Genomic DNA, 25,638 nt, shown 5'->3' with positions numbered 1-25,638 from the left:
TGGGCCTGAGCTGAGCTGAGCCTGGGGCCTGCCACCACTCGTTGGTGTCGAGAACCAGGCCCGGCCAGCACAATGACCAGAACGGCACCGAGGTACGCCTCGGTGCCGTTTTTGGTAGCACCAGAGCGAAACAGCGACTAACGAAAATCCCGCGACGACACGCTCAGCGCCTTCCACCAGGCGCCGATATCCTCCAGGCGGCCAGCGATCACATGCACCACACTCCCCTCTCGCTCCAGGTGGCCGGTCACTCTCAGTATCTGCGCATTGAGTAACGCCTGACGTTGAGCCTTGGCGGTGTCTCGCCACACCACCACATTGATATTGCCGCTATCATCCTCAAGGGTCACAAAAGTGACACCAGAGGCCGTACCGGGCCGCTGCCGCGTGGTCACGAGCCCTGCCACCTGAACCAGGCAGCCGTGATCCACGGTCAACAGCTGCTGGGCGGTCAGACAGCCATCGAGCCCATGGCGTTGCCCCGCCGTGGACTCACGCAGCAGCGCCATGGGATGGCGCCCAAGACTGAGCCCGAGGTGGCGATAGTCCGCCTCAAGGTCATCTTGCTCAAGGGGCGGCATCAACGCCGTGCTGTCGTCATCGAGCAGCTCGGTGTCCCCCAGGGCCAGGCCTGGCTGAGGCGCCAGCAGATCCCAACGGGCCTGATAGCGGTGTCCCGACAGACCGGCCAGGGCACCCGCAGAGGCCAGCGCCTCCCAGTCCTGTGAGCGGATCGATACACGCCGGCGCACATCGGCAAGACGGGTAAAGGGGGATCGGTCACGCTCCTCCAGAAGCGCCAGCACTGCCTCCCTGCTGAGCCCCTTCACCAGATGCAACCCCAACCGCACCGCTGGCCCTGCGGGATGCACTGGCGCGTCCGCTGCCTCAGGGGGAGCCTCATCATCGACCTCCAGCGTCGACTCCCAGCGGCTTCGCAGCAGGTCTACCGGCCTCACCTGAACCCCATGGCGCTGAGCGTCCTGCAACAGTTGAGACGGAGAATAGAAGCCCATGGGCTGACTATTGAGCAGTCCACAGCAGAAGGCCGCGGGGTGATGGCACTTGAGCCAGGCGGACACATAGACCAGGTGAGCGAAGCTGGCCGCGTGGGACTCGGGGAAACCGTACTGACCGAAGCCTTCTATCTGGCGACAGATGGCCGCCGCGAATTCGTCGGTGTAACCACGCTCGCGCAGGCCGGCGGTCAGCTTGTGCTGGTGCTCTGCGATGGTACCCGCCCGCCGCCAGGCCGCCATGGCGCGCCTGAGCTGGTCAGCCTCGCCACCGCTATAGCCCGCCGCCACCATGGCGAGCTTGATGACCTGCTCCTGGAAGATGGGGACTCCCAGGGTTCGCTCGAGCACCTTTCTGACATCCGCGCTGGGGTACTCGACCTGTTCCAACCCGTCCCGGCGGCGCAGATACGGGTGGACCATGTCGCCCTGGATGGGCCCCGGCCTGACGATGGCAATCTCGATCACCAGATCGTAGTAATTCTGGGGCTTTAGCCTGGGCAACATGTTCATCTGGGCACGACTCTCGACCTGGAAGACACCGATGCTGTCTCCACGGGACAGCATGCGATAGACCTCCGGATCTTCCCGAGGAATCGCCGCGAGCGCCTCGATGGGGGTAATAACCCGGTCACCGCCGTGGTCAGATGGCGAGTCGCAGTTTTCCCGCCGGGCCTGTTGCTGGCTGTGTTTTGGTTCCTGGCTCTGTTTAGGTTCGTGGCTGTGTTTCGGTGGCTGGCCCAGTAGGCCAAGGGTCTTGCGTATCGCGGTCAACATGCCCAGCGCCAGCACGTCGACCTTCAGCAAGCCCAGGCTTTCCAGATCGTCCTTGTTCCACTGAATCAGCGTGCGCTCCTGCATGGCGGCATTTTCCACCGGGACCAATTCATGCAGCGGACCCCGAGAAATGACAAACCCACCCACGTGCTGTGACAGATGGCGTGGAAAGCCCAGCAGTTGCTCGACCAGCTCTACCAGGTGCTGACGAAGGCTGCGCGCGCCACCCTCGCTGCCCGGCTCGATCGATCCGGCCCCTGGGGAAGACGACGCCGTCACCGCGACGGACTGAGCAAGCTCCATGCGCAACCCGGTCAACCACGCCTGTTCGCCGTCACGTCGATCCAGTCGGCTGGCAAGCCAGCTCAGGTAGCTGGGCTGAAGGCCCAGCGCCCTACCCACGTCCTTCAGCGCGCTGCGAGGACGATAGCTGATCACCGTGGCGGCCAGCCCGGCTCGCTCCCGCCCATAGCGACGATAGATGTACTGGATCACTTCCTCACGCCGCTCATGCTCGAAATCGACATCAATATCCGGCGGCTCGTCACGCTCTTCGGAAATGAAGCGCTCGAACAGCAACTGCACCTGGCGTGGATCCACCTCGGTAATGAACAGGCAATAGCACACCACCGAGTTGGCGGCGGATCCCCTGCCCTGACACAGGATGCCCTGTCCGCGGGCAAAGGCCACGATATCCTCGATGGTCAGGAAGAAGGGGGCATACTGCATCCGCTCGATCAGCGACAGCTCGTGCTGAATCTGCGCGGCAATCTCGACAGGCGTTCCATCCGGAAAGCGCTTGGCCTGTCCCTGCTCCACCTTGTGGACCAACCAACTCATGGGGGTATGGCCCTCGGGCACCAGCTCCTCGGGGTATTCATAGCGCAGCTGGCCAAGATCGAACTGGCAGCGCTCGGCAATGCGCACGCTCTCATCGAGCATGTCACGGCTAAAGCACTCGGCCAGGCGTGGCAGCGAACGCAGACAGCGCTCTGCATTAGGCTCGAGCAGGTAGCCCGCCTGCTGCACGCTGGTGCCATGACGCAGCGCCGTCAGCACGTCCTGCAGACGCTTGCGCGCAGCCTGATGCATCAGCACCCCACCGGCAGCGACCAAGGGCAGCCCAAGACGTTTCGCCATGGTGACGGTGTGGTGATGACGCACCTCTTCACCGGCATCAAAGTGGCGCAGCAGCATGACCCAGCTACGCCCTGGATAATGCTGCTTCAGCCAGGCCATGCGATAGGCGCAGCGATCGTCACTGCCCGCTGGGTCATACAGCAGCAGGCAATCCTCAAGCCCTGCTAGCTCCTCCCAGTCCAGCCGATAATGGCCCTTGGGGGCCCGCCGTCGGGCCAGGGTGATCATCCGGCAAAGTTGCGCATAGCCCTGGCGATTCTCGGCCAGCACCACCACCGCCTGATCCTCAAAACGAAATTCCGTGCCGACTATCAGAGTCATATCCAGATCGCGGGCGGCCTCCCAGGCGCGCACCACGCCGGACACGGAACATTCATCGGTGATGGCCAGCGCGCGATAGCCCAGGCAGGCCGCCTTCTCCACCAGCTCGTGGGGGTGAGAGGCCCCCTTGAGAAAGGTGAAGTTCGTCAGACAATAGAGCTCCGCATAGGCCAGCGGCGGCGCCCCAGAGGCTATATCGGCTGCAGGCGCTATCCGTGAGGCAGCGTGCTCCGATGAGGGCTCACAGTGTTCAACCGAACCAGCCATGCAGCCACCATTGCCCGGTGTGGTCACGGAAGATCCAGCCACAGCGGGCATCGCCAAATCTCACGACGTAGTAATCCCGCCGGGCCGGGGCGGCGTCCCACCAGCCACTGGCCAGGCGTTCTGGCCCGGCAAGCCACTCCAGCTGCGACAGCGCTGCCGACGACATGGCCAGCGGGGTGGGCAACAGCCAGGCAGGACGCGGGCCCTGGGGCAACACCTGCGCCGCTGCGCGGGTGCATCGCTCAAGCGTCGAGGCTCGCTCAGGGCGATGATCCTCGCGCCAGCGAGGCTGCATGACACTGTTCTGCCCAAGCCGGGTTCGCAGGCGGCTGAACAGGGCGTCGGCCGTTTCTCTGGGGGGCGCCGTATCGAACAGGTCCTGAGCGGGCTGCTCCTGCTGCGTCAGTTCGCTGACCTCTAGTCGCAGACGGCGCACTGGCGCATTGAGCTCACAGCGCTCCAGCCGCAACCGACATAGCTCGAGCCAGGCATCGGCAGACTGCTCTCCTCCGGCATGTCCCACCGAGATGTGCTGCTCTGCATCCCGCTGATAGAGCGTCAGCTGCAGCGACAGCGCCTTGGCACAGCGCACATGCAGAAAGCCCTCCATTTCCATCAGCAGTCGCTTCAAGGGGAACAGCAGCGCAGGCGCCAATTCGATGTCATGGTTCAACTCGAGCTCACGCTCCAGCCGCGGTGGCGGCTCAAAGACGGGCAGCAGGTCAGGCACAGCACCGGTCAGCCGCTTGAGCCATTGGGTCAGATCGGGACCCAGTCGCGACGCCAGTGATGCCGTCGGCAGAGCCAGCAGATCGCGAACACGCTGGAAGCCTAGCCCTTGCAAACGCGCCAACTGGGCACGCGGCAGCGCCAGCTGGGACAACGACAGCTGCCCCAGCCGCCGATGATGGCCATCAACATCGGCTCCAGGGCTCTGAGTACCATTGCCACGAATACCAGTGCTCCGAACATCAGTGCCCCGAACATCAGTGCCCCGAACACCAGTGCCCCGAACACCAGTGCCCCGAACAGCGAGGTCCTCAACGTGTGGGCGGACGCCCCCCGCACGAGCCAGCAGCACCGCCGCCAAGGGCGTATGCCCCGTGGCGCAGACGAGATCGAGCTCCAGACCGGCCAGCTCGCTCTCCAGCCTGGACCACAGCGCGGCAAGACCACCGAAGTAATGGAGCATCGAGCCAATTTCCAGCACCACGCCCCGGGCAGGCTCGCCAGCGAGGCTAGGCTCGAAACTGACACGCGCGCTAAAACGCCCCACCCACAGGGCGAGCCCTTCCAGCCGCTGTCGACATGCGGCCGTGTCCGCCGTGAACAATTGCAGCTCAGGCTCCAGGCTGAGCGCCGTGCTCACGGTCATGCCGGGCCGCACTCCTTGACGCTGGGCCTTGCTGCATACCTGCTGGACACGCTCTCCATTGGCCGATACCAGCGCCTTGGGCTGCGTGTCGCCAAGAGCCACCACGTCAAGCTCAAAGCGAGGACCATGCAGGCACAGCCATAACCCCTTCATGGCGCCCCCCTGTTCACCGGTGACAGGGACGAGGTCGGCAGATCCAACGTGATCGTTTTTGCCGGTATGGCACCCTTGCGCTTGAAGGCCTCCACCTCAAGCCGACCATTAGCGCTGCCCCCCAGGCGCAAACGCCAGGGTGCAGCAGACCCTTGCTGGCCAAGCGATACAGGGCGCAGCAATACGCCGACCCCGGTGCCCCCCGCCATCGCCAGTTGCAGGCGACGCAACCAGCTGCCCTGGAGGGCGCCAAACCAGCCAAGCACCAAGTCACAACAGCCACTTTTCACCACCTGTTCCATGGCCCACAGACGTTCTTTGGTGGTGCCTGTCTGAATGACATGGATCTTGGTGATACCGATGCCCGCCGCCTGCAGTGCCAGGGCATGAGGTATCCAAGGGGGATCCAGCAAGACAATCCGCTGGCTGCGGGTCATCAGTGGCGCCAGCAGGCGGATTTCACCGATACCGGGATGGTCAAGCAGCCACTCCATCAGGTCTCCACGGGGCCAGCCACCACCCATCACCTCATCCAGTGTCGCGAATCCGCTTGGCACAACCAGAGCATCCGCCTGAGAGGTCTCCCAGTCCCGCGCAGGATCACGGCCCGCGCGCCATAACGTTCCCCGTTGCATTAGTTGAGTGATGTCGACGGGGTGTGCTGCTGTCATGGCGCCCCCTCCTTGAAAGTGATGCGAGTCATGCTGAACAGAATACTGTTATTTTATACAGTATTTAAGGAATGCCAAGCGATGACGGCTTGAGACGTCGCCAAGGCGTCAACGCAGTCAGCGTGACATGGGGTCTGTCGTCAGGGCTCAGCACTGCATAGGTTCCGCCGAGAAAGGCGGGACAAGAGGAGTAAGGTGAACACAGACCGTGACGCAGCTCACCGCAGCCTGGAAAAGACTGTGGAATAGTCGTGCGGAACATTTGCCTGCTGCCCGAAGGCGTACGCCAGTGACCACCACTCCCCTTCCCGCTTCCCCCGACCTTATGATGTCAGCGCTTGAGATCAGGGTGCAGGGCTGCGTTCAGGGCGTCGGGTTTCGTCCTTGGGTATGGCAGCTCGCCACCGCTATTGGCGTGACGGGGAATGTCCGCAATGATGGCCAGGGGGTCGTGATTCGCGCTCAGGGGTCCCCGGCACAATTGGTGACGCTGCTGACACAGCTCGACAGTGAGCCGCCACCGCTGGCGACCATCACAGGCATCGCATCGTCCGAGTTGACCCCAGTGGAATCGATCACCGATTTCACCATCATCGACAGTCGGCCCGGACTAACTCGCACCGATATTGCGGCAGATGCCGCTGTCTGCGCCGCGTGCAAAGCCGAGATTCTTGATCCGATGCAGCGCCGCTCGGGCTATGCATTGACCAATTGCACCCACTGCGGCCCGCGACTGTCGATTATTCGGGCCATGCCCTACGACCGTGCCGCCACGACCATGGCGGCCTTTCCGCTTTGCGCCAGCTGCCGCCAGGAATACTGTTCCCCTGCCGATCGGCGCTTCCACGCGCAGCCCATCGCCTGCCCCGACTGCGGTCCACGGGTCTCGCTGGTGCGCCTTGATCGCGACCATGGTGTGCCCGCCAGCGGCTCGGAGAACCACGCTGATATCTCTTATGGCAGCCCTGAAAGCAGCCCTGATGCCGATCCGATCATGGCCGCGGCTGAGCTGATCTGCGCGGGTCATATCGTGGCCATCAAGGGACTCGGCGGCTATCAGCTCGCCTGTGATGCCTCTCGAGAGGATGTGGTCGCACGACTGCGCCAATTGAAGCGTCGACCGACGCGGCCCCTGGCATTGATAATGGCGGATCTCGCGATGGTCTCCCGCTACTGCCACGTCAGCCCGCGGGAGGCCGAGGCGCTAGAGAGCCCGGCGGCGCCGATCGTCCTGCTGGAGCGACGCACGCCCATGTCTCCCAAAAGGCCTAGCCAGGCCCCCAACCTGGCTTTAGATATCGCCCCGAACCTAGTTCTAGATATCGCCCCGAATCCGGCTCCCGACATCGCCCCGAATCCGGCTCCCGACATCGCCCCGAATCCGGCTCCCGACATCGCCCCGAACCTGGCTCCAGGCCTCGACCGGCTGGGGGTGATGCTGCCGTCCACGCCCCTGCACCTGTTGCTGTTTCGACATATCGACGTACCGCTGGTACTGACCAGTGGCAATGCCTCGGGCGAGCCGCAGCTGATCGATGATGCTCGTCTCAGCGATGCACTGGGGGCTATGGCCAGCCACGCCCTGAGCCATGATCGCGGTATCGCCAGGCGCGTTGATGACAGCCTGGTTCAGGACGCCGCGGGGGCCTTGCGCGTCCTGCGGCGGGCTCGGGGCTTCGCGCCAACGTCGCTGCCATTGCCGCCGGGGTTCGAGGATATTGGCCCTGGCCTCGCCCTTGGCCCGCAACAGAAAGCCACGTTCTGCCTGATCGATCGAGAACGCGCCATTCTGTCGCCTCATCAGGGCGACCTGGACGATCCCGCCACCCTGGATGACTTTGAGCATCATCTGCAGGATTTTCTGAAGCTCTACGACCATCGTCCTGATTGGCTGGCCTGCGATCGTCATCCGGATTATCACACGAGCCACCTGGCCACAGCGATGGCCGCTCGCGAGGGGCTGACGATAACGCAAGTCGGCCACCACCATGCCCATATTGCCGCCTGCCTGGGGGAACATGGCCGACCACTGTCTGCACCGCCGGTACTGGGTATCGCCCTGGATGGCCTAGGTCTTGGCCTGAATGGTGAGCTATGGGGTGGAGAGTGCCTGCTGGCGGACTACCAACAGTGTCAGCGCGTTGCAGCATTGAAGGCGGTGCCGATGCCCGGAGGCGCAGCCGCCGCCCGAGAACCCTGGCGCAATCTTGTCGCCCAGTGGTTCGCCGGCCCTGGCATTGACGCCTTGCTAGGAGGCTATCCCCAACTGGAGGTGGTCAAGCGGCTTGGCGGCATGCCCTTGCAAGCCCTGGTTGCCATGCTCAAGGCAGGCCTCAACAGCCCCAAGGCGTCATCCTGCGGCAGGCTGTTCGACGCCGTCGCGGCGGCACTCGAGCTGAGCTTCGAGCACCAGCATCACGAAGGCGAAGCCGCCATGGCGCTGGAAACACTGGCTGCCAGGACACTGGCCCGCATGTCCGTGCACGACCTCAGCACCGCCCCAGGCTATCCCCTCGACATTACCGTTTCAGACACTGGCGTCATGCTGCTGGACCCGGCCCCCCTGTGGCCGGCGCTCTTTGATGATCTGGCCAGGGGCTGCGACCCGGCCCTCTGCGCAGCGCGCTTTCATCTGGGCCTGGCCACCGCCTTGGCTCGTGTCACCTCGACACTCTCGCAAGACCACCCTTTTGACACCGTGGCCCTGAGTGGTGGCTGCTTCCACAACCGTAGCTTGCTTGCGCTGGTCGAGCAGCGCCTTGGTGCGCAGGGCTTCAAGGTGCTGAGTCACCGCCAGGTACCGGCCAATGATGGGGGCATCGCCCTTGGCCAGGCGCTGATCGCCGCAGCACCTGCTCGCCGTCTGCCCCCACCACACTCGCCATTACACCCTTGTCTAGTGCCCGACGGCCATGACGACGACGCACAGGAGAGTACCCATGTGCCTGGGAATCCCGGGGCAGATCATCGCGATCGATGATATCAACAACCGTCTGGCCACCGTGGACGTCAGTGGCGTCCGCCGCCAGATCAACATCGCCTGCATCATCGATGATGCCCATCCGCCCGAATCCTGCGTGGGAGACTGGGTGCTGGTACACGTCGGGTTTGCCCTGAACCGGATCGACGCTGCCGCCGCTGAACGTACCCTGGCGATGCTGGACATGCTCGGTGATACCCACGAACTCGATGCCTTGATCGACAGCCAGGAGAAGCGGCAATGAAGTTTATCGATGAATTCCGCGACCACACACGAGCCCGCCAGACCCTGGAGCACATCACCACGCTGGTCGAGAAGATCTGTCGTGATCGCCCTGCCCCCCTTCGCATCATGGAGGTCTGCGGAGGTCACACCCACGCGATCTTCCACTATGGACTGGAGGCGATGCTGCCCGATCAGCTGGAGCTGATCCACGGCCCGGGCTGCCCGGTCTGCGTGCTGCCCATGGGACGCGTCGATGACTGCCTGGCGATCGCTGAACGCCCCGAGGTCATCCTGGCGACCTTTGGTGATGCCATCAGGGTCCCGGGCTCTCGCAAGAGCCTGCTTCAGGCCAAGGCCGAGGGCGCCGACGTGCGCATCGTCTACTCGCCCATGGATGCACTGGATCTCGCTATCCGCCATCCAGAACGGGAAGTGGTGTTCTTCGGCCTGGGCTTCGAGACCACGATCCCCTCCACGGCTCTGACCATCACCCAGGCGCAGCGCCAGCGCATCACCAACTTCTCGGTGTTCTGCAACCACATCACCATCATTCCCACGCTGAAGGCCATTCTCGAGAATCCCGATCATCGCTTGGACGGTTTTCTCGGGCCGGGCCATGTGTCAATGATCATCGGCACCGAGCCCTACCGCTTCATCGCTGAACATTACCGTTGCCCGGTGGTCATCTCCGGCTTTGAGCCCCTGGACATGCTGCAATCTCTGCTGATGGTGGTGCGCCAGCTGCACGACGGCCGCGCCGAGGTCGAAAACCAGTACCAGCGGCTGGTTTCCCGAGACGGTAATCCCGCTGCACTGCAGGCTGTCCACGAGGTGTATGAATCCCGCCAGTCATGCGAGTGGCGGGGCCTGGGGCCCATCGAGGACTCCGGCATGCAGATCAGGCAGGCATACGCCGCCTACGATGCCGAGCGCAAGTTCTCGCTCCCGAACCAGCAGGTGGCCGACCCCGAGGCGCTGCGCTGTGGCGAGGTACTGACCGGCAATCTCAAGCCCTGGCAGTGTGAATTGTTCGGTAGCCAGTGCTCCCCGGAGTCCCCCTGCGGCGCCCTTATGGTCTCGAGTGAAGGCGCCTGCGCCGCTTACTTCCAATATGGCGGCCCCCGCGCGGAACAGCATGAAGAGGTCTCGCCATGAGCCACAAGCGCACTCTGGCCACGGTCAATGCAGCCTTCATCACCCAGGCCCATGGGGGGGGCGGCAAGGCCATGAAGGACCTGATAGATGATGTCTTCATTCGTGCCTTCGGCGCCCCTGAGGATACCCTCGAGGATCAGGCTCGACTGGCGCTGGAGCCCCTCTGCCGTACCGGGGATCGGCTGGCCATGACCAGTGATGGCTTCGTGGTTAAACCGCTGTTCTTTCCGGGTGGGGACATCGGCAGCCTGGCGGTCTGCGGCACCGTCAATGACCTGGCGGTAGGTGGCGCCCTTCCGCGCTATCTGTCCTGCTCGGTGATTCTGGAAGAAGGACTGCCGGTCGAAGACCTGAGACGTATTGCCCGATCCATGAAGGAAGCGGCAGACCGTGCCGGGGTCGCCATCGTGACCGGCGATACCAAGGTGGTGGAGCGTGGCGCCTGTGACGGTATCTTCATCACCACCACCGGTGTGGGGGTGATCCCTGCCGAGCGCCACCTGAGCATCGAGCAGATTCAGGCGACTGACGTGGTCATCGTCAACGGCTGGCTGGGCGACCACGGTGCAGCGATCCTGGCCGCCCGTGGAGATCTCTCGCTGGAGACGGCTCTAGAGAGCGACTGCGCCGCCCTCAATGGCCTGGTGGAAGCACTGCTCGAGGCGGTGCCGAACACACGCTGCCTGCGCGATGCCACCCGCGGTGGGGTCGCAACGGTGCTCAACGAGATGGCCGAGGCCTCGCAACTGTCCATCGAACTTCAGGATGCGTCCTTGCCGCTGCGCCGAGAGGTCAGGGGCATGTGCGAGATCCTGGGCCTGGACCCTCTCTATCTGGCCAACGAAGGCAAGCTGGTGGCCGTGGTACCGGCGGATCGTGCCGATGCCGCCCTGGCCGCGCTCAAGCGCCATCCCCTGGGCCGGGACGCCAGCGTGATCGGCCACGCCTACTCCGGCAAACCTGGGCGGGTTACCCTGCGCACCCTGTTCGGCGGCCAGCGAATCGTCGACATGCTGGTGGGTGAGCAGCTTCCCAGGATTTGTTGAATCGCAAGCGCTTGATGATCTATGCAGCGCGGGCCTTAGGTGGCGTCACTGGGCCCCGCCGCGTCGCCACCCTCAATCCCATAGTCGATTCCATAGCGCTTGAGCTTGGCACGCAGCCCAATGCGCGAAAGCCCAAGCTCCTCGGCGGCACGTGTCTTGTTGCCGGCATGCCGGGTCAACGCATCGAGCAGGCAGCGCGTTTCCAACAGTTCGATCTGCTCCCGCAGGGTCGCCGCGGGAGCGGTCGTCGAGGCGGGGTGACTTTGCCGGAGGCTATCACGAACGCAGTGTTCTCCTGGGACTGCGCCTAGGCCCCCGTCTGTTTGCTCTGCCCTGATGTCACTTCTGGCGGCACCTCCGGCTTCCCTCCTGACCGGCCACTTGCTCCTTTCTTCACAACCCCATCCGTCACAGCCCCATCCTTCACGACCCCGCTCTTTACGGCACGGCTCTTCACGATACTCTTCACGGTACGGCTCTTCACGGAACATGCCGGCATGGGGTGGTGTTCGCAGGGCTTCGGGCAGCAGCTCCAGACCGATGGTCGCGCCGGTCGTCATCATCAGCATGCGCGTAATCTGATTTTCCAGCTCGCGCACGTTACCGCTCCAGGGTTGGGCCGATAGACAGTCAAGCACGCCAGGACCAAACCCCGAGACACGCACGCCGTGACGGCTGGCCAGCTGCATCAACAGCGCTTCTGCCAGCGAAGGAATATCCTCAGGCCGTTCACGCAGTGCCGGCAAGGCCACCGTGGCAACGTTCAAACGATGATACAGGTCTTCCCGAAAGCGGCCCGCTGCCACCTCTGCCGCCAGATCACGGTGGGTGGCGGCAATCACCCGCACATCCAGCTGACGCACAGTGTTGGTACCCACCGGACGTATCTCGCCCTCCTGCAGGAAGCGCAGCAATCTCAGCTGGAAGGCGGGCGAGGCGTCCCCAATCTCGTCGAGCAGCAGCGTGCCCTGCTGCGCCCGTTCCAACATACCGATACGGTGGGCACTGGCGCCGGTAAAGGCCCCCTTGCAATGTCCAAACAGCTCGCTTTCCAGCAACTCGTCTGACACCGCGCCGCAATCCAGCGCGAGAAAGGGCATCTCGGAGCGCAGGCTGGCTGAATGTATGGCCCTCGCCATCAGCTCCTTGCCGGTGCCACTTTCTCCTGTCACCAATACCGGGACGTCGAAGCCGGCTATCCGAGCAGCCAGATGACAGAGGCCATCAAGGGGCGACCCCGGCAAACGGATGATTCGCTCAAACCCGCGGGACTGCTGTAGCTGCTGTCGATGCGCGGCCAGACGCGCCTGAACAACCGGCTGTGACAGCGCCTGTTCGGCGCGTAGCCGGCGTGTTTCTCGCTCGAGCCAGTAGTGCTGCTGAGCATGCTCAACGGCGCGTACCAGCGTCCACGGCAGATGCTGACGAAAGAGACGCTGAAACGCCTCGGGCAGCGCCACGTCGCTGTCGCCTCCCCTGACCATCGCTGCCGCATGCTCGGACTCCCCCTCAGGCGCCTCATTCAGCACCAGAAGACCACGCACGTCGGGCCAGCGCTGGGTCAGCTCCTGGACCCAGCCCGGCGACAACGGCACCCGGGTATCGACGACCAGCACCCCAACCCATTGCCGCGTCAGCTGCTCCCGGGCCCCTGGCCAATCCTGTGCGACCAGACACTCCGGCGCAGGCGATGACAGCCCGCTGAGCAGAGACTCGTACAGCGACTGGCCCACCACCAGCACACCGGGAAGCGCATCCGCTGCGACCAGGCCCGCCCCCAGCGCCGAGCGTTCCGTCAGGGAAGACACGTCACAGGACCTTGAGGCCTGGCGCCTCGCCTTGCTCCAGCTTCTCTAGGCGTTGGCGTGCCGCCTCCAGCGCGCGCTGCCGCAGCATTTCTCGCCGCTGGGCGATCCACTGAAGCCAGCGATCCATGCCCTCGCCACTGCGGGCCGACAGCCGGATGATCTCGATATCCGGGTTGATCTGGCGGGCGTAAGCTTCACAGGCCTCTATATCGACATCCACATGGGGCGCCAGATCCATCTTGCTCAACAGCATGAGGGAGGCTGCGGCGAACATGTGGGGATACTTCAGCGGCTTGTCCTCTCCCTCTGTCAGCGACAGGATGACTACCTTGGCATCTTCACCAAGGTCGAACCCTGAGGGGCACACCAGGTTGCCGACGTTCTCGATGAACAGCAGCCCAAGCTCCGCCGGCATTACCCTGGGAAGCGCTCGCTCGATCATCGATGCATCCAGGTGGCAGCCCTTTCCGGTATTGACCTGAAGCGCCGGGACTCCCGTCTCACGAATACGCTGAGCGTCGTTGGCCGTCTGCTGGTCGCCTTCAATGACCGCCAGCCCATCAGGGCCCAGCCGCCGAATCGTCTCGACCAGCAGCGTGGTCTTGCCGGAGCCCGGACTGGACACCAGGTTCAACGACAGCACGCCTTTCGCTTCCAGCTGCTGGCGTACGCTGTCGGCGATCCGGTTGTTGCGCGATAGCACGTCTGTCTCGATCTCGATCAGCCGGCGCTGCGACAACCCCGCCACCTCGACGCCAGCGGGTCCCGAACCACAGTCCAGATGCGCCTCGGCACCAGCGGTGACGCTGCCTATGGCATGCCGAGAGCCTTGTTCATCCGCGGGGCCTGCCTGGGCATGGTCATGGCTATGATCGTGGTGATGGTCATGCCCATGATCGTGGTGATGGTCATGGCTAGGATCGTGGCTATGATAGTGACCCTGGTCGTGGCTATGTCCGTGATGATGAGCGTGGTGATCGTGCTTATGGTCATGAGCGTGGTCATGATGGGTGTGGTCGTCCTCACCGGGACGGTTCTGCACGCCTGTCCCGGCGCATCCGCATACGGTACACATCAGATTACCTCCAATTCCTTGATGCGAAGTTCTTCTCCGCCGGTGACTCTCAGGCGCGAGCTGGCGCAGCACGGACAATGATCGCCCCGCTGCTTGAGCGTCACGGTCTGGTTGCAGCCAAAGCACCAGGCGACAGCAGCCACCTCGACGATCTCAAGCCTGGCGCCCTCGACGAGGGTTCCTCGAGCGCTCAGGTCGAACCCAAACCGCAGCGCGTCGGGCTCGACACACGCCAGGGCGCCGACCTCCAGGCAGACTCGGGTGACCTGGGTGAATGGATCGCTGCGGGCGTGCTCTTCAATCAGCTCCACGATCCCCTGGCACAGGCTCAACTCATGCATGCTGGCCACCCCGCTCTCCGGCTGCGTTGATGTCTCCTCCCGCTTGCTTCGATGCAGGCCAGGTCATATCCGTCGTCTGCCACACCACCGGCAGACAAGGGTCCGCGCAGCTGAGGGCAATGGCCACACGCTGCCGGGCACCGCTGTCGCCTGAGCCGTAGGCAGAGCTCAGCAGTCGTGCCAGAAATCCCGGCTGACACCCGCCGTCATCATTGCCGTGGTCATCTGCGAGGGGTGTATCGAGCATGGCATCGGTAGGGGTATGGATGCGGTACGCCATGACTCGGCCATCGAGGCAGTCGACCTGATGCAACAGCCGGCCACGAGCGGCCTCTGCCCAGCCGTCGCCGGGACGGGATCGACCAAACCAGGCACGCGCTGACGACGCTGAGCATGTGCTTCTGCGGGACGTACCGTCGCCGCCAGCTGCGTCCCCTCTGACACCACGTAAACCCTCGATCAGGCGCGCCACCTCGACGACGCGCGCCAGCATCCGAACATGCAGGCTCCAGCCATGCCGGGCGATGAGCCGCGCCAAGGCCGGGTCAGAGGCAACGCGTCGCACGAAGCTGGGGTCATTGACCGCCTCCATGCGTCCAGCCTCGGGCGGCCAGTCAGCCGTCTGCCGTAGTACCTGCGCAGGCAGGCTGGGTGAGGCGTTCCACCACGCCGAGAGATCGGCGAGCACCCGGTTCGCCCGCTGGGCCAATAGCCGGTGCTCAAACTCCTCAAGGTCAGCCAGCCCCATGCTGGCAAGCCCCTGCAGCTCGTTGCCCGCCGCCGGATGCCCCATGGCCCCAGGCCAGTCGCGCAACATCACCAGCGCGTGCTCTCGCAGCACTTCACACTGAATGTCGGTGTGCTGTGCGGCTGGCACCGCCAGCCCCATGGCAGACGCGGCGGCGGCGGTCTGGGCGGCGGCGCAGAGGTTGTACAGACATCCCACCATGGCCAGAGCCTCGGCAGGACGACGGTCCTTTAGCCAGTGAGTGGGCAGACGGCCGCGCTGCCGAACGCGAAAGACAGGCGAGTTGGCGCCTTCAGGCCGGTGAGGGTCATGGTCGATGACCAGAGCAGGCATCATCAGGATGCTGCCTTTCCAGACAGGCCGATGGTCACCACGTCACGACGTGAGCGCGGACGCTGCGAAGCGCTCAGATGCGGTTGGTGAATATCGGGATCTTGCTGGACCGCTGGTGAGGAGTCGTCCGTGGATGGAGCCTCGTCGTCCTGGGCGCTGTGCTGTCTGGCGGCGATATCCGCGTGACGATCCGTTTCAGCGCGATGGGTCGCATCGAACAGGGCATCCATGACCGCATGGGCAACGTCTAGCGCATATTCCTGGCTCGTGAACTCGCTCATGTCCGAGAACAGGGCGCAGGCAAAAAAACCGCCTACGGGCGCGCTCAGGTTGTAGATGAATTCATACTCCCCCGAGGGAAAGGCCACTATCCGCTTGTCTCCTGAACGCAGGTCGGTCACTTCATCGGTCGCAGGGATAAGCACCAGATTCATCAGCCAGGGGGCGATCAACACGCCCAATTGCCCCTGGCATTCCGATGTCGTGGACTGCCACTCCCGAAAGCCCACCGACGCGACGCTAAGCCCTGGATGACAGAAGGGCATATCTTTCATGCGCGATGCCTGGGTTTCACGGAAGGCCTCGACCAGCGAACGGACCTGGCTGCTGGCCTGACTGATGACCTGACTATTGGCCCCGTTACTGGCTGGACTATTGGCCCTGTTAGCGGCCCCGTGACGGGTACTGCTGGAGCCCTGAGGAAAGGACGCCTCGATTGACGTTGCAGACGCAGGTTCTGCCGGACCCAAGGGTGCCACGCCCGACACGCTAGTCCCCCCTTGAGCGTCCTCAGGTTGAGCGCGAGCGTCCGCAGACGGCGGCTCACCCTGGCTAGGCTCGATGATGGCTGTTGTGGCGGGGGCGTTATCGTCACTCAGCACCATAAACTGTTGGCTATCGCCATCGCAGCCGGGGCAGCGCCAATCCGCCGGAAGACGAGAAAATGGCGTGCCTGGCGCTATTTGCCTGCTGCTGTCACCCAAAGCCGGGTCATAGCAGTACCAGCAAATCTTGCATTCAAGACGGGCGTTATCATCCAGACGCGCCGCGTCGCCAAGGAAGGACCCTTCAAACTGGGAATGGATCACGCCATGGCCTCCAGCGTCTGTTCAAGCCGGACCACAGAGTCGGCGATGTCCTCAGGCGCCGCGCAGGCCACCTCAGGGATGTCGGACACTTCGATGACGTCGAGAATCAGCGCATCCTGGGAATTGAAATAACGCACCCGCCAGACATGCTCTAGCGCCGTGCTATCGATACGGCAATTGCCGTAGCCCCGGGACAGAATCGATACCTCGCCCTGGCCCAGCGCCAGCTCAAGATAATGAAGGTCCTCCGGGGTATGGGGCAGGAGCGACAGGTTGATGGCGTAGGGCTCATCGCCGGGACGGTGAGCGTGACAGCGCTCGACCAGCTCCGTGACGATAAAGGGGCCATTGACGACCCCTGCCGCCGTTTCCGGTGGGCAGAAAATTCGCTTGGGTGGCGTCTTCAGTGCGGCGCTGGGCACCCTGCCGATCTCGATTCGCTCGTCAGCCCCGCCATTGCCTACCGTGGTCACTCGCCATAGCCCGGCGAAGATGGACTCCTGTACATCGCAGGATGGCTCCCCCCTCGCACGCACCGAGACCTCTCCTTCCCCGAGTGTATCGGCCACCACCCGACGGTTTTCGTCGTCCAGCGGTGGAAGCTCAACCACCAGGTTGCCGCCTTCCGGCGTCCACCGGGACGCGGCGGTGGCCAAGGCCTTCAACGCCGTAAGAGCCGGGCGAATACGTTCGGGGTCTTCCACTTCAGGCAACGAGGCATGAAAGGTGCGCATGTCCGACGGCATGGGAAGATAGTCGAGTTCGGCACCTTCTTGACTGCCGGGCCCGACCCCACCCAAGGAGGGAGAAAAGTGGTTCAGCGTCATGATCCATTCCTTGTATAGGCCCGCCAATCACCCCGACGACTTATGACTGCCTGGCGATCAACTGGGCGTGCGGCGATGTTCCCTCGACGATAGCGCCGACCTCTTCGAGATAGTCCTGCCAGTCACGAACCCGCGACACCACGCCCTTTAGCTGACCTCGCTCGACGAAAACCAGAGAAGGCACCGGCCAGACCTGGAAGCGCTCTCTTATCAAGTCCTCGTCCTGTCGCTGGACAACCGCGGGGATAAACTTGCCAGCAAAGGCACTCACCAGCTCCGGGAGAATGGCAGCCACGTCCTGGGTTTCGAGATTGGTCTCTGGATCGCCACTCAACAGCAGTACGTGCAACCCCTCCTGTGAGATGAACGCCTGCAATTCAGCTCCCGCCAGGCAGGGATAGCCCAGTTCATTGATCAAGCGCCCCAAGGGTCCCGTCATCGCTCTCTCCCAACGACTCTCGCATCTTTTCTCACATCCCTTCTCTCACCAATGTCCTCCCGCATCCCGACTTTTTCGCCGAGCTTTTCCCCGAGTTTTTCCCCGAGCGGCCGCAACGCTCCAGCTTGCCTCAGCCGCTGGTCCTTCCGGCCCTACGGGCGGCCTCGAGGTGCGGCGGTAGTCTGGGGGCTTCTGCCTCCAGGTCCGCGAAGTAGCCTGCTTCCATGGCGCCTCCCTTGGCGACTAGCGCCACGGCGTCCAAGGCGCTGCGTATCAGCTGAGCTTCCTCCGGGTCGAGCACACGCCGAGCCGCACCCAGAAACACCAGCAGCCAATCGCCTATCTCCACGTCACCGATCAGCGCGATATCCACCTGTTCAGCCGCGCTTCCCGCTTCTCGGCAGCACAGGGCGAGCGAACCGGATACGTCCACCACCAGCATCGGTATGCCTACACACATGGCTGCCACCTATCGTGCGGTGAGAGCCTATCGACGATTGTGGCCAGCCCCATCCTCATGGCGGACCTCCCTCACGGGAGCAGCCAGTAGTGTCCAGACATGTGGGCCCTTGAATCGAAGAGCGGGACGCAGAGGGCTGATGATGTTGCCGCTCCGCCACGCGACTCGGGTCGGTCTCGGTATCGGTCTGGGTCTCGGTCTGGCTTGCCTGGACAAGAAATCGCGCGTCGCCAAGGCGACAAGCGTCTCGCGACGACGGGCGCTGTCCTTCGTAGTGATCCAGTGCCAGGGCTGGTGCGGCCAGGCCGACCTGATCCGCGATCGCCTCACGAGGACGCAGCGTCACCTTCCAGGCACCAAGCTCTTCCACGGCCAGCTGGATCACCTCATCGATACGGGCGGCTACCTCAGGGCGCAGCGACCCGCCGTAGTCATCAATGACCTGCGGCTGCACGCCGATCAGCGTGAGGTGTCGAGGCTGCCAACCCAGCAACTGCGCCGCCGCCAGCACCTCCTGAAAGCCCGTCTGATGCAGTGACATCTTCTTGGCTCCCATAAAGCTCGGAACCTCATCGTCACGCACGACATGGATCGTCGCAGGAGGAAGCCCGTAGTCGATGGCATCAATGACCAGCAGCTCGCTGCATGCCTGGATGTAGGGCAGCAGATAAAGACCCTGGGTGCCTCCATCCAGCACCGTTACCTGAGGGGGCACATCAAAACGTCGATGGAGAGCTTCAACCGCCCGAACGCCAAATCCCTCATCGGCCCAGAGCACATTGCCGATTCCCAACACCAATATCGACGATGCTTGGCTGTCATTGTTATCCATGGCTAAAGGCATTCGGCTCCCACCTTCAAAGGCGCTAAGTTCCCGTCATATCAGCCGCTGACACCGGTAAACAGAAGACAACATAAAGGTGCTCGGTATCGACATATAGGCATGTAAAAACAGTGAATTACTGAGCGAACACTAGCGCTTCACCAAACAAAAACTCAGTGTCGCAGAATAGCTCGGGCTGTAATCAAGAAAAAATGTCTCTATTGATCCAGCACAATTTAAAGGAAAAGTGGTAAGCACCCTGTCCATTTTCTTCCACTAACAGGCGACTTCATCGCTGGCACGGCACACATAGGTGAGATGCGTCTCGATAAGGTGTATCAAGAAAAGCCAGTAGTTACCCAGTCGCTCGTTAACGAGAGAGAAGCTTTCGCGACAGGGGCTATCGAGCAAGAGCTTTCGAGACAGAGGCTTTCGAGACAGGGCTTTCTAAACAGGCTAATGCGAGATATATCAACGGCCACTTATTTCTGCATGTTACGGAAAAGCTGGCACCTTTTCCTGACATCTAAAGGAGTTATCAACTGACAAGGATCGCTAGCGGGTTGGTAAATAGCCCGCTAGCGTGTGCACAATAAGGCCTTCTGCTTCTGGATCTTCCGAATCGTTTGAACCCTCTAAATCTTCGGGACCTCCTCAATCAGTGCATCAGAAGGGTTCATCGTCCTTGAAGGTACGTTCCCCCGAGATCATCGTCGAGACAATGCTCTGTCTCGACATGATGTCTTCGCGTATCGCGACGTACACGTGGATGATGATAAACACTACCATGACCCACATGCCAAGCCGGTGCAGGGTGTGAACATCCAGGCTCTGCCCTACCAGCGGAATGACCCAGCCAAACAGGCTGTCCTGCCAGCTCCCCCTGAGAGCCCCCTCAGCGTAAAGCGCCATACCCGTGACGATCATGAACAGCGTTCCCAGGGTGATAAAAAGGAACATTGCCAGCTGCGCCAGGGGATTGTGCCCCACGTACTTGCGCGGACGCTTTTCAAGGAAAAGGTACCAGCGCAGCTCGAACCAGACTTCACGCCACCATTCGCTGCGATGCAGCGGCAGTCTGAACAGCTGCTTGGCATGATGGTTACCCACCAATGACCAGTAGAAACGGAACAAGAAGCCAATGGTCAGTACGTATCCCGCGGTGAAATGCGCGAAACGGATGTAGCCAATCACGAAGTGATCGCTGGCCTCCCCGGAGACCGTCGGCAGCGGCTTGCCGATGAAATAGCCGGTGACGATCAGCACGAGAATCGCCAGGGCATTGGTCCAGTGCCATAGCCGTAACGGAGCTTCGTACACGTAGACCGAGGTCTGCCTGACGGAGTCAGGTAGCGCGCCGGCCTCAGTACCGGCGCCCCCTTCGCGTGATGCGCCCGGCTGGCCCGACACTTCTGGGTCAACAGAAGCCGCAGACGTCTGCGCAACATCCGGCGTCTTGGATTGCTGAGACATGATTCCTCCCCCGCTATCGCACGGTTACGCGGGACAGCTCTTCTCCGTCCTCGCTCATCACATGGGTGGAGCACGCCAGGCAAGGATCAAAGGAGTGCAGGGTGCGCAGGATTTCCACCGGTTCGTCCGGCCTTTCCATCGGGGTCCCCAGCAACGAGGCCTCGAAGGCTCCGATATTGCCTTCGGCATCCCTCGGGCTGCCGTTCCAGGTGGTGGGCACGATGCACTGATAGTTCTCGATCTTGCCGTCCTTGATGCGAATCCAGTGGCCGTTCATGCCCCTGGGAGCCGCCACGATACCCACCCCACGGGCTTCGCTGGGCCAGGAGGCGGGGTCCCACTTCTCGATGTTGGCCGTGGCGAGGTCACCTGCTCGAATATTGGCCACCAGTTCGTGCCAGTCATCGAGCATCATGGAGGCGCAGTAATGCGCCTCAAGCGCCCGCGCCAGGGTGCGCCCTATCGTCGAAGGCAGTGCCTGGCGTGGCGTAAGGCGGGTGCCGGCGAGCTGATTGAAGGCCGCCAGGGAGCTGTCGACCTGGTCGATGACAAACTCGTTGCCCTGGGAGTAATTGAGGATATAGCGGGCCAGTGGCCCCACCTCCATGGCGTGCCCGCGCCAGCGCGGCGACTTTATCCAGGAATACTTGGCCGACTCATCCAATTCCCGGATGTGGGTACGGGTGCCTACGGTTGCCTGGCCCAGCTCGTAGTGGTGTTCCGTCTCGCCGTCCCACGGGTGAAGCCCCTTTGACTCGTCGGCATAGCGATACCATGAATGGGCCACGAACTCCTGGATCTGCTCTGGATCGGTGGGGTCGACCTCGTGCACCTCGTCCCAGTTACCACCGACGATGGCACCGCCCTTCAATTGATCGGTGGACTTGTCGTAGTTGACCTTGGAGTAGTCGCCGTAATCCATCACATTGCTGCCAGCGAGACCGCCGCCATGGAGCCAGTCCTTGTAGAAGCTGGCAATGGCGATCACATCCGGCAGGTAGACGTTCTGGGAGAACGCAAAGGCCTCTTCCATACGAGCCCGAACGAAATTGAGTCGCTCCATATTGAGCGGAGCCCCGGCAGCCAGGTCACCGTCGATATTGATGGCGCAAGGCACCCCACCCACCATGTAGTTGGGATGCGGGTTCTTGCCGCCGAACACCGTATGGACCTTGACGATCTCCTTCTGCAGATCGAGTGCCTCCAGATAGTGGGCGGTGGCCATGAGATCCGCCTCCGGTGACAGCTTGTACGCCGGGTTGTCCCAGTAGCCGTTCTTGAACAGGCCCAGCTGGCCAGACTCGATAAAGGTCTTCAGACGATTCTGCACATCCCGAAAGTAGCCAGGGGATGACAGCGGATGGTTGGGGCCGGTCAGTTGCTGCAGACGAGATGTGGCCCTGGGATCGGCGCGCAGCGCATTGACGGGATTGACCCAGTCGAGCGCATGCAGGTGATAAAAGTGGACCACGTGATCGTGCCACTGCAGCACCTTTGCCATCATTTCCCGAATCAGGTGAGCATTTCGCGGGATGCGTATATCCAGGGCATTTTCCACCGCTCTCACCGATGCCAGCGCGTGACAGCCTGTACAGACGCCGCAGATGCGCTCGACAAAGGCCCAGGCATCCCGAGGATCACGGCCCTTCAAAATGACCTCAAGCCCACGCCACATGGTGCCCGTGGAGACCGCATTGCGAATGATATTGTTGTCATCCACATTGACCTCACAGCGCATGTGTCCCTCGATGCGCGTGACGGGATCCACCACGATGCGACGGCCGCTTCTATCCAGGTCGAACCCGTTGGGTGTGCGCGTCTGTGTCATCAGACCTCCTCCTTGCTGACAGATGACTGGCGCTTGACCTGCGCCCGTTTCAATGCGGTGACCGCGGCATGAATGGCGACCGCGCTGCCCACACCGGTCGCCACGGCACCACCGATCTGGTCGGCATTGGCCTCGATACCGAATTGGTGAACGTCCTGCAGGCGGGCGTACCAGGACCCTTTATCCCAAAAACCATCCTCCGAGCAGCCGATACAGCCGTGACCCGCCTGGATGGGGAAACTCACGCCTTCATTCCAGCGCACGGTGGAACAGGCGTTGTAGGTGGTCGGCCCCTTACAGCCGACCTTGTAAAGGCAATAGCCGCGCCTCGCCCCCTCATCATCGAAGGCCTCGACAAATTGGCCAGCATCGAAGTGCGGACGCCGATAGCATTTGTCATGGATTCGCTGGGAATAGAACATCTTCGGACGCCCGGTACGATCCAGCTCGGGCAGGCGATCGAAGGTCAGCATGTAGGTGATGACGCCGGTCATGACCTCAGCGATGGGGGGACAGCCCGGCACCTTGATGATCGGCTTGTCGGTGATGACCTTGTGCACTGGGGTGGCCCGGGTGGGGTTGGGCCTGGCGGCCTGAACACACCCGTGACTGGCACAGGAGCCCCATGAGATGACTGCCTTGGCATGGGCCGCCGCCTGCCGCAACTGGTCCACGAACGGCCGGCCTCCCACGATGCAGAACATGCCGTCTTCGTTGAGCGGTGGATTCCCCTCCACCGCCAGGATGTAGTTGCCCTTGTAGCGTTCGATGGTGTCGGCAAGCGCCGCCTCAGCCTGATGCCCCGCTGCGGCCATCAAGGTGTCGTCGTAGTCCAGCGAGATCATGGACAGCACCACATCCTTCACCAATGGGTGAGCCGACCGGATAAAGGACTCTGAGCAACATGTGCATTCCAGGCCATGGACCCACACCACCGGTGTGCGGGGCTTGGTTTCCATGGCGTGGGCAATCTTGGCCGTATAGGCGGGCCCCAGGCCCAGCGCTGCTGCAGTCAGAGAGCAAAACTTGAGGAACGAGCGACGCGTGACTCCCTGTCGGCGCATCACGTCGTAAAAGGTCTCGATGGGTTCCATCATCAACGACTCCCCTGTCGTGGTCGTCAATCGATCTTCAATCGGCGTTTGGCATCCTGCTGGCGATGACGTATCCATCGCGCGGGATCAGGACGGCTTTATGGCTAGCGCCGACGCTCACGGTCCACAAGAGAAAAGCAATACATGTGCCAACGACGTTTTCGTTATATCTTTCAGACAGGTAGCAGTATTTTCACGTTGCAGGGGGTAACCCAGCGACCGGTCGCTGTGCGCCAGATTCTCGGCCCAGCCGGCACATCAGCACAGGGCGGCAAGCAACTTGCCAGCGCCGCTAATCGGCCACACCGCCGCCTTCCAGCTTGACATTCCAGGTCAGCCAAGTAGAATGCAGCGCCATTGAAAGGCTACGTAGCTCAGTTGGTTAGAGCACATCACTCATAATGATGGGGTCCCCTGTTCGAGTCAGGGCGTAGCCACCAGATACAGAAAAAGCCCGTCGATCACTGATCGACGGGCTTTTTCGTTGTGACGAGATAGGCCGAGGGACCCTGACCTTTCCCCCAAGCTTCAGGGGCCGGTAGGCCTGGAAACAAAGATGACGGGGCGACTGTCTAGGGCGTGCCGTCTCTCTGCATCCTGCAGGGCGCTGATGCGGGATGGCTGATGCCAGCTGTCACATGCCCGCCCAGCGCCCCTATCTCGTTGGGTTCCTCGAGGGTCAGACCAGTGTCGGCTGGTTGAAAAACGCCGTCAGCACGCGAGTCAGATGCTCGACATCCTGGCTGCCCGCGGTCTCGCGAATCGAGTGCATGGCCCACTGCGGAACGCCAACATCCAGCGTAGGCACCCCAAGCTCAGTCGCGGTAATCGGCCCGATGGTGCTGCCGCAGCCCATGTCGGCCCGGGTGATAAAGGTCTGCACCGGCACGTCCGCCTGCTCGCACAGATCACGGAACATGGCGGCCGTGGCACTGTTGGTGGCATAGCGCTGATTGGCATTGGTCTTGATCACTGGCCCGCCATTGAGACTTGGGCCGTGCTGCGCGTCATGCTTGTCCTTGAAGTTCGGATGCAGGGCGTGGGCATTATCACAGGAGATCATGCGCGACGATTGAATCAGGCGAATGTAGCCTTCTTCCGTCCCCTCACCGACCTGCCCATTCACGCGCTTCAGCACGTCCGCCAGGAACGGGCCCTGGGCACCGCAGGCACTGGCACTGCCGACTTCCTCGTGGTCATTGGCCACCAGCACCATGCCCTGGTCGCCATCGGCATCCAGCATGGCCTCAAGCCCCATGAAGCAGGACAGCAGGTTGTCCAGCCGGGCACTGGCGATCAGCTCCTGGCGCAGCCCTACCAGTGACGGCGGCTGCAGGTCGTAGAAGCCCAGTTCGAAGTCCAGCACCTTGGCATCGCCGAGTCCGTGCTGCTGCTCCAGCCATGCCTGCAGCAGGCTCTCCAGAGTCGCGTCCTCATCGGCCTGCATGACGACCGGGGCCATCTGGGTCTGGGCATTCATCGCACGCCCGTCGTTGGCTTCACGATCCAGATGAATCGCCAGGCTGGGAATGATCGCAATCGCCTGCTCGACGTTGATCAGCACGCCCTTCACCTGGCCATTCGGCAATCTAACGTGAATGCGGCCTGCCAGGCCCAGATCCCGGTCAAACCAGGGCGACAGCAGCGCGCCGCCATAGACCTGAACGCCCAGCTGCAACCACCCCGCCGAACGCTGGGCAGCATGGGTCTTGAGTCGTAGATTGGGGCTGTCGGTGTGTGCACCGACCATACGCAGCGATGACAGAGGTTGCGTGCTGGGCAGGTTCACCGCAATGATGGAGGAGTCATTGCGAGTCACATAGAAGCGGTCGCCGGGAACCAATTCCCAGCTGTCGGTCTCCAACAGATGGCGGTAGCCCGCATCTTCGAGCCGCTGAGCCATGTTCGCAGTGGCATGCCAAGGGCTGGGTGAACGGCGAAGAAAGTCGAGCAACCGACTGAGCCTTTTGGCGCATTCGGTATCATCCTTTGGCAAGCACTCCTGTGACATGGGCGTCCTCTGATGCATGATAGTAATGGTTCAAGGTTTGCCCTTTACTCTGTTAACACGGTAAAGGACAAGGATTGACAGCAAGCTGCTACAATGCGAATCCGGTCCAAGGGACCCGCCGACCGAGTCGGTGTCAGACCGACGAGTGTACACGAATCCTGGAG

20 protein-coding genes and 1 tRNA gene are annotated in these 25,638 nt (G+C 62.4%); 5 read left to right on the top strand and 16 right to left on the bottom strand.

Translation table 11 applies throughout. The features are described from left to right. Positions 1–137: 137 nt before the first annotated feature. Genes KUV41_RS16585 through imuA form a run of 3 tightly spaced genes read right to left on the bottom strand, consistent with a single transcriptional unit; the run spans position 138 to position 5,720 of the window. On the bottom strand, positions 138–3,521 hold the full coding sequence (locus KUV41_RS16585; RefSeq protein WP_222486804.1) for an error-prone DNA polymerase: 3,384 nt from the start codon (positions 3,519–3,521) through the stop codon (positions 138–140). Further along, positions 3,505–5,049, bottom strand: coding sequence for a Y-family DNA polymerase (locus tag KUV41_RS16580; protein WP_222486803.1), 1,545 nt, complete (start codon positions 5,047–5,049; stop codon positions 3,505–3,507). The genes KUV41_RS16585 and KUV41_RS16580 overlap by 17 nt, the downstream gene beginning before the upstream one ends. Next, positions 5,046–5,720, bottom strand: coding sequence for a translesion DNA synthesis-associated protein ImuA (imuA, locus tag KUV41_RS16575; protein ID WP_222486802.1), 675 nt, complete (start codon positions 5,718–5,720; stop codon positions 5,046–5,048). Before imuA ends, KUV41_RS16580 begins: the two co-directional genes overlap by 4 nt. A 289-nt stretch (positions 5,721–6,009) precedes the next feature. Between imuA and KUV41_RS16570 the strand changes: the two genes are divergently transcribed. Genes KUV41_RS16570 through hypE form a run of 4 tightly spaced genes read left to right on the top strand, consistent with a single transcriptional unit; the run spans position 6,010 to position 11,126 of the window. After that, positions 6,010–8,700, top strand: a complete 2,691-nt coding sequence (locus tag KUV41_RS16570) for a carbamoyltransferase HypF (RefSeq protein ID WP_222486801.1) — start codon at positions 6,010–6,012, stop codon at positions 8,698–8,700. Beyond that, a complete protein-coding gene (locus KUV41_RS16565) occupies positions 8,660–8,944 on the top strand; it encodes a HypC/HybG/HupF family hydrogenase formation chaperone (protein ID WP_222486800.1) in 285 nt (94 codons plus the stop codon). Before KUV41_RS16570 ends, KUV41_RS16565 begins: the two co-directional genes overlap by 41 nt. Beyond that, complete coding sequence (gene hypD / locus KUV41_RS16560; protein WP_222486799.1) at positions 8,941–10,080, top strand: hydrogenase formation protein HypD; 1,140 nt, start codon at positions 8,941–8,943, stop codon at positions 10,078–10,080. Before KUV41_RS16565 ends, hypD begins: the two co-directional genes overlap by 4 nt. Continuing rightward, complete coding sequence (gene hypE, locus KUV41_RS16555) at positions 10,077–11,126, top strand: hydrogenase expression/formation protein HypE (protein WP_222486798.1); 1,050 nt, start codon at positions 10,077–10,079, stop codon at positions 11,124–11,126. The genes hypD and hypE overlap by 4 nt, the downstream gene beginning before the upstream one ends. A gap of 35 nt (positions 11,127–11,161) precedes the next feature. Here the strand turns inward: hypE and KUV41_RS16550 are convergent, their stop codons facing one another. The 12 genes from KUV41_RS16550 to KUV41_RS16495 form a co-directional block, all read right to left on the bottom strand. Beyond that, on the bottom strand, positions 11,162–12,934 hold the full coding sequence (locus tag KUV41_RS16550; protein WP_222486797.1) for a sigma-54 dependent transcriptional regulator: 1,773 nt from the start codon (positions 12,932–12,934) through the stop codon (positions 11,162–11,164). 1 nt (position 12,935) lies between these two features. Then, positions 12,936–13,976, bottom strand: coding sequence for a hydrogenase nickel incorporation protein HypB (gene hypB, locus KUV41_RS16545; protein WP_315900603.1), 1,041 nt, complete (start codon positions 13,974–13,976; stop codon positions 12,936–12,938). 32 nt (positions 13,977–14,008) lie between these two features. Next, entirely contained in the window at positions 14,009–14,350 is a 342-nt protein-coding gene (gene hypA / locus KUV41_RS16540) for a hydrogenase maturation nickel metallochaperone HypA (protein ID WP_206943428.1), read from the bottom strand. Further along, positions 14,343–15,434 (bottom strand): hypothetical protein, encoded by a 1,092-nt coding sequence (locus KUV41_RS16535; protein WP_222486795.1) that lies wholly within the window; start codon positions 15,432–15,434, stop codon positions 14,343–14,345. Before KUV41_RS16535 ends, hypA begins: the two co-directional genes overlap by 8 nt. Beyond that, positions 15,434–16,519, bottom strand: coding sequence for a [NiFe]-hydrogenase assembly chaperone HybE (hybE, locus tag KUV41_RS16530; protein ID WP_222486794.1), 1,086 nt, complete (start codon positions 16,517–16,519; stop codon positions 15,434–15,436). The genes KUV41_RS16535 and hybE overlap by 1 nt, the downstream gene beginning before the upstream one ends. Continuing rightward, positions 16,516–17,346, bottom strand: a complete 831-nt coding sequence (locus KUV41_RS16525) for a hydrogenase expression/formation protein (protein WP_222486793.1) — start codon at positions 17,344–17,346, stop codon at positions 16,516–16,518. The genes hybE and KUV41_RS16525 overlap by 4 nt, the downstream gene beginning before the upstream one ends. Positions 17,347–17,386: 40 nt before the next feature. Continuing rightward, positions 17,387–17,785 (bottom strand): hypothetical protein, encoded by a 399-nt coding sequence (locus KUV41_RS16520; protein WP_222486792.1) that lies wholly within the window; start codon positions 17,783–17,785, stop codon positions 17,387–17,389. A gap of 130 nt (positions 17,786–17,915) precedes the next feature. After that, positions 17,916–18,245 (bottom strand): HypC/HybG/HupF family hydrogenase formation chaperone, encoded by a 330-nt coding sequence (locus tag KUV41_RS16515; protein WP_222486791.1) that lies wholly within the window; start codon positions 18,243–18,245, stop codon positions 17,916–17,918. Positions 18,246–18,300: 55 nt separating this feature from the next. Next, positions 18,301–19,089 carry a HyaD/HybD family hydrogenase maturation endopeptidase gene (locus tag KUV41_RS16510; RefSeq protein ID WP_261396086.1) on the bottom strand — a complete coding sequence of 263 codons (789 nt, stop codon included), beginning with the start codon at positions 19,087–19,089 and terminating at the stop codon, positions 18,301–18,303. Between the two features lie 645 nt (positions 19,090–19,734). Continuing rightward, a complete protein-coding gene (cybH, locus tag KUV41_RS16505) occupies positions 19,735–20,541 on the bottom strand; it encodes a Ni/Fe-hydrogenase, b-type cytochrome subunit (protein ID WP_222486790.1) in 807 nt (268 codons plus the stop codon). A 13-nt stretch (positions 20,542–20,554) separates the two neighbouring features. Then, positions 20,555–22,369: a nickel-dependent hydrogenase large subunit gene (locus KUV41_RS16500; protein WP_222486789.1), complete on the bottom strand. Its 1,815-nt coding sequence runs from the start codon at positions 22,367–22,369 to the stop codon at positions 20,555–20,557. Beyond that, a complete protein-coding gene (locus KUV41_RS16495) occupies positions 22,369–23,466 on the bottom strand; it encodes a hydrogenase small subunit (RefSeq protein WP_315900602.1) in 1,098 nt (365 codons plus the stop codon). Before KUV41_RS16495 ends, KUV41_RS16500 begins: the two co-directional genes overlap by 1 nt. Before the next feature lie 360 nt (positions 23,467–23,826). Between KUV41_RS16495 and KUV41_RS16490 the strand changes: the two genes are divergently transcribed. After that, positions 23,827–23,903, top strand: a tRNA-Met gene (locus tag KUV41_RS16490). 239 nt (positions 23,904–24,142) lie between these two features. Here the strand turns inward: KUV41_RS16490 and KUV41_RS16485 are convergent. Next, on the bottom strand, positions 24,143–25,474 hold the full coding sequence (locus tag KUV41_RS16485) for a M18 family aminopeptidase (RefSeq protein WP_222163583.1): 1,332 nt from the start codon (positions 25,472–25,474) through the stop codon (positions 24,143–24,145). Between the last annotated feature and the right edge of the window lie 164 nt (positions 25,475–25,638).

It is taken from the genome of Halomonas sp. DP8Y7-1 (genome assembly GCF_019801685.1).
GTDB lineage: Bacteria > Pseudomonadota > Gammaproteobacteria > Pseudomonadales > Halomonadaceae > Halomonas > Halomonas litopenaei_A.
Note: the sequence above shows the minus strand (reverse complement) of the source record. Positions and strands in the feature narration are given on the sequence as shown.

Coding starts and splice junctions, on each gene's coding strand:
- KUV41_RS16485 (WP_222163583.1), bottom strand. CDS start 25,474: ATGTCACAGGAGTGCTTGCCAAAGGATGATACCGAATGCGCCAAAAGG.
- KUV41_RS16525 (WP_222486793.1), bottom strand. CDS start 17,346: ATGACGCTGAACCACTTTTCTCCCTCCTTGGGTGGGGTCGGGCCCGGC.
- KUV41_RS16580 (WP_222486803.1), bottom strand. CDS start 5,049: ATGAAGGGGTTATGGCTGTGCCTGCATGGTCCTCGCTTTGAGCTTGAC.
- KUV41_RS16500 (WP_222486789.1), bottom strand. CDS start 22,369: ATGACACAGACGCGCACACCCAACGGGTTCGACCTGGATAGAAGCGGC.
- cybH (WP_222486790.1), bottom strand. CDS start 20,541: ATGTCTCAGCAATCCAAGACGCCGGATGTTGCGCAGACGTCTGCGGCT.
- KUV41_RS16585 (WP_222486804.1), bottom strand. CDS start 3,521: ATGGCTGGTTCGGTTGAACACTGTGAGCCCTCATCGGAGCACGCTGCC.
- KUV41_RS16535 (WP_222486795.1), bottom strand. CDS start 15,434: ATGATGCCTGCTCTGGTCATCGACCATGACCCTCACCGGCCTGAAGGC.
- KUV41_RS16520 (WP_222486792.1), bottom strand. CDS start 17,785: ATGACGGGACCCTTGGGGCGCTTGATCAATGAACTGGGCTATCCCTGC.
- KUV41_RS16515 (WP_222486791.1), bottom strand. CDS start 18,245: ATGTGTGTAGGCATACCGATGCTGGTGGTGGACGTATCCGGTTCGCTC.
- hypE (WP_222486798.1), top strand. CDS start 10,077: ATGAGCCACAAGCGCACTCTGGCCACGGTCAATGCAGCCTTCATCACC.
- KUV41_RS16510 (WP_261396086.1), bottom strand. CDS start 19,089: ATGCCTTTAGCCATGGATAACAATGACAGCCAAGCATCGTCGATATTG.
- hypD (WP_222486799.1), top strand. CDS start 8,941: ATGAAGTTTATCGATGAATTCCGCGACCACACACGAGCCCGCCAGACC.
- hypA (WP_206943428.1), bottom strand. CDS start 14,350: ATGCATGAGTTGAGCCTGTGCCAGGGGATCGTGGAGCTGATTGAAGAG.
- imuA (WP_222486802.1), bottom strand. CDS start 5,720: ATGACAGCAGCACACCCCGTCGACATCACTCAACTAATGCAACGGGGA.
- KUV41_RS16495 (WP_315900602.1), bottom strand. CDS start 23,466: ATGATGGAACCCATCGAGACCTTTTACGACGTGATGCGCCGACAGGGA.
- KUV41_RS16565 (WP_222486800.1), top strand. CDS start 8,660: ATGTGCCTGGGAATCCCGGGGCAGATCATCGCGATCGATGATATCAAC.